The organism is Mycobacterium innocens (genome assembly GCF_900566055.1).
In the GTDB taxonomy this organism is placed as follows: Bacteria; Actinomycetota; Actinomycetes; order Mycobacteriales; family Mycobacteriaceae; genus Mycobacterium; species Mycobacterium innocens.
On the sequence record NZ_UPHQ01000105.1, the window covers coordinates 1 to 1,739 of the forward strand.

Consider the following 1,739-nt stretch of genomic DNA (forward strand, 5'->3'; position numbering starts at 1 on the left):
CGGCGGCAGCGGCGGGGCCGGCGGCACCGGCGGCACCGCCGGATGGTTCGGCAACGGCGGGACCGGTGGCGACGGCGGCAGCGTCAACGGCACCGGCGCCGGCGGAGCCGGCGGCAACGGCGGCGACGCCACATCCATCGGCAGCGGCGGCAACGGCGGCCTCGGCGGGTCTACATTTGCCGCAGCCACCGGTGCCGGCAACGGCGGGAACGGCGGCAACGCCATGGGCCTTGTCGGCGCCGGCGGCAACGGCGGCAATTCCGGCAATTCCCCTCTCAACTTGATTACGCCTGCCAGCGGCGGCAATGGTGGCAACGCCGCCACCACGCTGATCGGCAATGGCGGCAATGGCGGCAGCGGCATCAACGGCGGCACCAACGGTACCGGCGGCACGCCCGGGCAGCTGGGCAGTCCCGGCCTGGCCAGGGGGGTGGCCCCGCCGCCGAGCACCACCAACGCGTATGAAGCCCTCCTGGCGAATACGACTGTGAATCTCGCCAGCACGAGCGCCGCCTCTGCTGGCAGTCCGGCGCCTTTCCTGAGCCAGATCGCCGATAACCTGGACGGCTACATCCAGCTGACCGGCAAGTCGCTCAGCGCCGCGGTCACCGACTTCACCAGCAACTTGTATAACTTGCCCCAACACCTGATAGCGGCTTTCTCCGACCTTCTGGCGGGCAACGTCAGCGGTGCAGTGCAGCAGGTGGCGAACGGCGTGTTCGGCCTCTTCGTCGATACCTCCAGCCTGTTCACCGTCGTTGGCAACTTCCCGCAACTCACCGCGGTCGTGAACGGTACCCTTGGAGACCTGCTACCGATCCTGACCATCCCCGGAGAGTCGGCGCAGAACTTCGCCAACGTGGTCAAGTTGCTTACCGACCCGACCATATCGGTGGATGTCACGAATTTCTTGGCTCCCACCCAGACCCTCGGGTTCCCGGTGGCATTGGGTCTGGAGCTGGTAGGTCCGGCGTTCTCTACAGCCGCCGCAGCCGGAAAAAGTGCCACGGCATTTTCCCAAGCCGTGCAGGCCGGGAACATACCGCTGGCTTTGACCGTATTGGTAGACGCACCCGCCGTCATCGCAGATGGCTTCCTCAATGGCCAATACGTGCTGCCCACGCCGCTGACGTTGACGGTTCCGTTTGTGGTCCCCCTGATCGGCGTCGTGCCAGAAACGATCACGCTGCAGAACAACGTCCCCTTCAACGGGATCCTGCACCCCCTCGAGCGCATCACGGCTATTGCGCCGAACCCACTCACCGGAGGCATGCTCAACGTCACAACCAACGGCACGGAGATCGGCGGCATCGTTCCCGCTCTGCTGAACTATTGGCCCCAACAGCTCGCGAACGCGATCGGGGCGTAGTTGCTGAGCGGCGCGTCGCGCGAAGAGATATAGAGACTATTTCGCCAGCTAGCGGGAGTTTCCGGCCTTCGTGGTTGAGCGGCGTGTCTTGTGTTGTGGTGCTTGAGGTTTGTGGGTTTGGAGTGTATTACCCATATATGGCGTCGATCGTGGGTAAGCGACGCGGCAAGCAGACCTATTACTACCTGGTGGAATCGGCCCGAGTGCAGGGCAAGCCGCGCATCGTGTCTCAGCAGTATTTGGGCAGCGCGGAGGAGGTGATGGCGAAGCTGTCCGAGACGCCGGCCGGGCAGCCGATCCGTAGCCAGCACAAGCAGTTCGGGGATCTGGCTGCGGTGTGGTCGATGCTGGCCCGGCTGGATGTGGCCGG

General features: G+C 65.1%; 2 pseudogenes. Both read left to right on the plus strand.

The window, feature by feature from the left end:
* A pseudogene (locus EET03_RS30230) lies at window positions 1–1,369 on the plus strand (PE family protein); the annotation flags it as partial.
* 137 nt (window positions 1,370–1,506) lie between these two features.
* Window positions 1,507–1,739: pseudogene (locus EET03_RS12335) on the plus strand (IS1634 family transposase); the annotation flags it as partial.